The 5,758-nt window shown below is 37.3% G+C and carries 4 protein-coding genes and 2 pseudogenes; 3 read left to right on the forward strand and 3 right to left on the reverse strand.

Features of this window, described 5'->3' with window-relative positions; all coding sequences use genetic code 11:
* The 3 genes and pseudogenes from QVB70_RS01930 to QVB70_RS01940 form a co-directional block, all read right to left on the reverse strand.
* A pseudogene (locus tag QVB70_RS01930) lies at positions 1-329 on the reverse strand (hypothetical protein); the annotation flags it as partial.
* A gap of 47 nt (positions 330-376) precedes the next feature.
* Positions 377-1,108, reverse strand: a complete 732-nt coding sequence (locus tag QVB70_RS01935; protein WP_287582827.1) for a TetR/AcrR family transcriptional regulator — start codon at positions 1,106-1,108, stop codon at positions 377-379.
* Between the two features lie 81 nt (positions 1,109-1,189).
* On the reverse strand, positions 1,190-1,960 hold the full coding sequence (locus tag QVB70_RS01940) for a 4Fe-4S binding protein (RefSeq protein WP_287582830.1): 771 nt from the start codon (positions 1,958-1,960) through the stop codon (positions 1,190-1,192).
* 268 nt (positions 1,961-2,228) lie between these two features.
* Between QVB70_RS01940 and QVB70_RS01945 the strand changes: the two genes are divergently transcribed.
* The 3 genes and pseudogenes from QVB70_RS01945 to QVB70_RS01955 form a co-directional block, all read left to right on the forward strand.
* The gene (locus QVB70_RS01945; RefSeq protein ID WP_287582832.1) at positions 2,229-3,434 is read left to right on the forward strand and encodes a leucine-rich repeat domain-containing protein; all 1,206 of its coding nucleotides are present in this window, start codon (positions 2,229-2,231) and stop codon (positions 3,432-3,434) included.
* Positions 3,435-3,704: 270 nt separating this feature from the next.
* Positions 3,705-5,051, forward strand: coding sequence for a heterodisulfide reductase-related iron-sulfur binding cluster (locus QVB70_RS01950; protein ID WP_287582834.1), 1,347 nt, complete (start codon positions 3,705-3,707; stop codon positions 5,049-5,051).
* A pseudogene (locus tag QVB70_RS01955) lies at positions 5,032-5,758 on the forward strand (hypothetical protein); the annotation flags it as partial. The gene QVB70_RS01950 and the pseudogene QVB70_RS01955, both read left to right, overlap by 20 nt.

A 5,758-nucleotide genomic window follows, 5' to 3' on the forward strand; every position in this document is an offset into this window, starting at 1 on the left:
ACTCCAAGGTATAAAGGATGCCTCACATGACCAAGTATCCCTGTATCAATTACGTCCACTTTAGGTGACTCAAGTTCTTCTTGAAATAACGCCTTTTCCGCTGAACGCGCTAGCATAATTCCAAGTATGATCACACATAGAGCCAGAATTAATCGAAACATCCATGGCACAAAATTTGCAAACCAAACAGAGAATTTGAAAATAAAAGAATCTAATGACCAGACTAGTAGAAACACTACTGCAGAACTTAATTGCAGCAGATGTGAATAAGGCATTTCTTCGCCTACGAGATGTTCGTGTTTATCATGTGTTGAACTAATTTTTTTCACCTCCTGCCAAATTTTTTGTATATTTCAAATTAATGATTCGTAAGAGTTCAGTCACTTCCCAAATCTTTCCGGATCAGATCAATAGTCCTCTTTATGATGTCTTCGACGGATAAGTTCACCTTTTGCATCATTACTCTTTCCAAGTTGGCACGATCAACAATCCCAGAAATGATCATAAAAAGGAAATGCACTAAATGATCGGGATTCATATCCTGGTGGATTGATCCATCTTTGAAACCCTGTTCCACTGCGATTGCCCAGGGTTTCTCGAATTTGCGGATTTCTTGTAAAAACCTTGCTCGTATTCTATCAGAAGGATTCTCCACATCTTCCCCTAATTTCATTTTCCTCAGGATCTTATCAGTGGTAATTTCTGCTTTACTTTCCGTCACAAGGTAATGGCGCATGATTTCATGACTTAATGGATTTTCAAACAAATATCTAAGGATAGTTTCGCTTAATTTTATGATTTTATCGAGTCCTGAAGAAGATTCAGATTTAATTAGTGCTTCTTGCTTTTTAGAAATAATTCTAAAACCTTGAATACCGATTTCGAAGTAGATGCCTTCTTTACTATCAAAATAATTGTACAATGTAGCCCTGCTTAATAGCGTTTGTTCTGCTATATCATCCATCGTTACATCATCATAACGAGCTTTATTGAACAGTTCCGTTGCCGCATCAAGAATTTGTCTTCGTGTTCGTAACGTTTTGCGTTCTTTCCTCGTCAATTTCGCACCAGTTTTTGTTTCAGCATTTCTATCATGTGATCCTTCCATTTTTTACACCTTCAATTATCTAATAACGAAATTCTTTCAAATTTAAAAAAATGCTATCCGAAGATAGCAAAATATCTACGCTCAGCAGAATTTTACAGCATCTACGTTGCATGTTCTTACGCATCTTCCGCAGAGATAGCATTCACCATACTTTTCGTTTAATTCTCCTGTTGGGCATTTCATATCACAAAGTCCGCACTCCGTACATGAATCTCCCTTCCCTGGTTTGACTTTGGAGAATTTCGCCACTAATGCTGCCAAGGCACCATAGGGACAGAAAAGCCTGCAAAAGGGTCTATATACGAAAATTGATGCCATAATGCAAACACCTATAATGAACGCCACAGGAATTACGAATGGAGACAGTGCGGCTATTTGAATAAGCCCAAGGCCAAAGGTAAGAACTAAGACAACTATCAGACCTAGTACTCCCAATCTTATGAAATAACTGATTTTTGTAGGCAAGGTCAGTTTGTTTCCGCCATTTTTGCCAGTTGGGACTTCATAGAGGAGTTCTTGAACTACACCGACAGGACATCCATAACTACAAATCGCACGTCCTACAAAAAAGGTGAGCCCCAGTGTTACAATGAGTGCTAGCAATGCTAAAGGGAACGAATACGTCGTAACGATACCTGATCCAACGTCTCCTGTTTCAGCCATTACACCATTAGAGCCCAATTTAGGCATTAAGCCAACCAAATGTCCAGTTGGAAGCATATAAAACGCAAACAATGTCGCAATTAAAAGCCCAATTCTCAACAAGTTGTTGAACTTTGTTTTAACCATAATAACTACGGCTAAAACTGAGAACGCTATGACGTAGATTATACCAATTATTAATTCATGCATATCCACACTTCCTGAATGGATTTTTCATACTATGAGTCTAATATTAGACTTATAGTATATAAATTTATCTATTATCTAAAAATATACTCTAAATCAAATAGCATACAACCTTGCTTTTTTACGTTGTTTCGTGATTAACGACAGTTTACGGTTAAGATTAATCTGAAACAATTCAGAAAATTGTTTTTAAGCTCTCCTTAAACTCCTCCAACGTCTACCGTGGTCTTTAAATGTGTAAATAACATAAAGTGAATGGAGGTAAAAAGAATTGTCAAAAACACAATCATGTGACTATGTAACAGTCAGAGGGGAAAAGTATTTTGTAAAAGACGGCACACTTGACCTCGGTGAGAAAGAGATAACCGATATCAACGAGATCGAAGGATTGGAGAAGTTCACGGATCTTAAAGAACTATATCTTAGCCATAATCTGATTGAAGAGATCAAGGGATTAGACAATCTCACTAATCTCCAAAGATTAAACCTCAGTCACAATCATATAAAAAAAATTCAGGGCTTGGAACACCTCACAGATTTAAAGACATTAGAGTTACATCATAATCTGATTGAAGAGATCAAAGGATTAGACAATCTCACTAATCTCCAAAGATTAAACCTCTACAGCAATCAGATTAAAGAGATCAAAGGCTTAGAAAACCTCTTTCGCCTTCAGGGATTGAAACTTGACGATAATCTGGTCAAAGATGATGAGCGACATTTATTGAATAGAAAAGCGAGTGTAGTTGTGTGCTATTGTCGATTCAAAAAAGAGGGCGAAAGCGAACTGATGAAATTGTCAGAAGATCCAATTACTTGTATCGAAAAGCCCTCGATCCGCGTTGAGATGGACATTCGAATGGAAGAATGCATAGACAGTTTCCTACTTTCCGAGAGGGTTGCCGGGAGGTTGATTCCGTTCTCGGATAGTCTTGATGAAGTCTCTCCTGCATGGAAAAAGGAAGAACGAAACTATTATCTTACAGTAAACGGCATTACGCCTGATTTCTACCACATGAATGACCCCAAGCGCTTAACGATAACCTATCGCTCGGAACAAGACCTCACTTTGCGCCAGCTAGACGATTTTTTGACCGCTTTATGGGACAGATTGCGGATGATGTTTGATGAAATGAGAGTGTTGAATGAGACTGAAGAATTTCTCCCTTTTGAGAGGCTAGATGAGCGCGTAATCAAGCGTATTGTCTTGCATGGCATCCCAGAAAAAGGATTGGTCTTAGAGATCTTTGATAAACTTATAGATTATATGTTAGCGTTTCCTGTTCTTGAAAGGATAGGGGAAGAACATTTTAAGAAACGTATCCAAACACTCTCAGAAGCTTTCGATATGGGGTTTAAATACGAATCAGCAGTATGGGCGGAAGACAGAAGGGTCACCAAAGCCCTTCTCGAAAGACTTGATAAGTTTCTTAAAGTAATTAACTTCTGGAAACCTTCATTCCTTGAAGAGGAATAAGAAATTAAAAATATCGCCTTGTCTGCTACTAAAATAACTCTCTTTTTATCCATGCTGACTCCTTTTATGATATTTTGATTAATCATTTAAAAAGACCCGTATTGTTGGATATTAAAGTGTTCAAACATTCAGAATAAAAATCATCAAACGTTCAGTATAAATAGCATTACTCAGTACAAATAGTCAAAATAACAAAATTTATTAACACTTTGTCTAATACCTTGATATATGTAAATATGTTGCCTTATGTAAATAGGAGTTTAAGAAATAATGAAAAAAGAAATGCAATATGCAGCGTTTTACGGTTGTCTGATCCAAAATAAATATCCCTATATCGAAATACTAGCGAAACGCGTTCTTAAGAAATTAGGAGTCGATATTATTGACTTAGATGACTTCAGTTGCTGTCCTGATCCCCTTAGCATAAGAGGATATGATGAAAGAACTTGGTACGCCATCGCAGCCAGAAACCTCGCGATTGCTGAAGAAAAAGGCCTTGACATTATCTCCTTTTGTAATGGGTGCTATGGCACGTTAAAAAATGTAAATATGGAACTTAAAGGAAATAGCGCCCTTAGAAATGAAATTAATAAACTACTTGCTGAAGAAGGATTACAATATAATGGCTCTATTCGCGTAAAAGACATTTTAGAAGTTCTGGCATTCGATATTGGCTCAATAGAAATCGAAGAACACATAACCCGCCCATTAACTGGATTAACAATTGCAACACATCCAGGCTGTCATCTTCTGAGACCAAGCGATAAGATTCTGTTTGACGATCCTATTGATCCTAGTGTCTTTGATAGGTTGATAGAAGCAATAGGTGCAACACCATTAAATTATCCTGAAAAAATGTTATGCTGTGGAGGAAGTCTATCTTCGACTTCTGAACAGGCAGCCTACGATCTTGTAAGATTAAAACTTGAATCGCTCCAACATCGGGGCACAGATGGTATTGCGGTTGTTTGTCCATATTGTTTTAGTCAATATGATTTAGCACAGTTTCAGGTAAATAGAATTGATGAAACCAATTTTGAGATACCTACATTCTACTTCTTGGAACTTCTTGGAATTGCACTTGGCATGGAGGATGTTGTAGAAATTAGTTTTCCTTATCATGTTATTCCAACTGATAGTGTATTTCAAAAATTGCGCATGAAACAGATTGCTCTTGATGAAATAAAACGTCATTTTGACTATGAATCTCTACGAATATGTGCTTCATGCGGTGCTTGTGAAGAAGATTGCCCAGTTGCGGAAGTAGAGGACTTTGAGCCTCATAAGATAGTCCAGGACGTGTTAAATGGAAATTTAGAAAGTGTTATTGATGCAGGAGAGTTTTGGAATTGTATTGCATGTCACACCTGCTACGAATTATGCCCACAGTGTTTTGGGTTGACAGATTTCTTCACTCAATTAAAAAATATGGCTTCTAAGAGAGGAAAAATCCCAGATTTCATAAATAAAAAGAAAAACATGTTATTAGCCTCTGGACGAGGATTACCCGACTCAAGTGTTTTTAGAGAAAAATTAGATCTTCCTGAATTGAAAAAAATAAAACTAAAACTTTTAAAAAAGAAATTGGATTGTGAAGATGATGGTCCAATATCATGATGATAAAATTATAGATGGCTGCGGACTTGCAGGGATCTTAAGCAAAGAAGGAAATCTGATCGAAGGCAAATATCCAATTAAAATGATTAATTCAATGAAAGTTCGCGGTAATGGTTTAGGTGCTGGATTTGCAGTATATGGAATCTTTCCAAAGTATTCTGATAAATATGCTGTGCAAGTAATGACAACAGATGAAACGACCCTGATGAATGTTGAAAGTTATCTTGCAAAGAATGCAACAATTGTTGCTGACGAAAAGATTCCCATTAATAAAGTGAGTGAAATAACTAACCCTCCCATCCTCTGGAGGTTTTTTCTAGAGACCCCTGATAAGAACATGCAGAAGACAGAGGAAGATAATTACATAATAAAATTAGTGATGCATATAAATGAGAATATCGATGATGCATTCGTTTTGTCAAGCGGAAAAAACATGGGTGTATTTAAAGCTGTAGGACATCCAGATGAGGTTGCAGCATTTTATAGACTAACAGAGTACAAAGGATACCTCTGGTTAGCACATACGCGATTTCCAACGAATACGCCTGGTTGGTGGGGCGGTGCACATCCCTTCAACATACTGGATTGGTCTGTGATTCACAACGGCGAGATTTCATCTTATGGAACCAACAAGCGATACCTCGAAATGTATGGATATAAGTGCACTCTCCTAACAGATACAGAAGTCGTCGCATATCTCTTTGACC

Origin of the sequence: Candidatus Borrarchaeum sp. (assembly GCF_019058535.1) — an archaeon.
GTDB lineage: Archaea > Asgardarchaeota > Sifarchaeia > Borrarchaeales > Borrarchaeaceae > Borrarchaeum > Borrarchaeum weybense.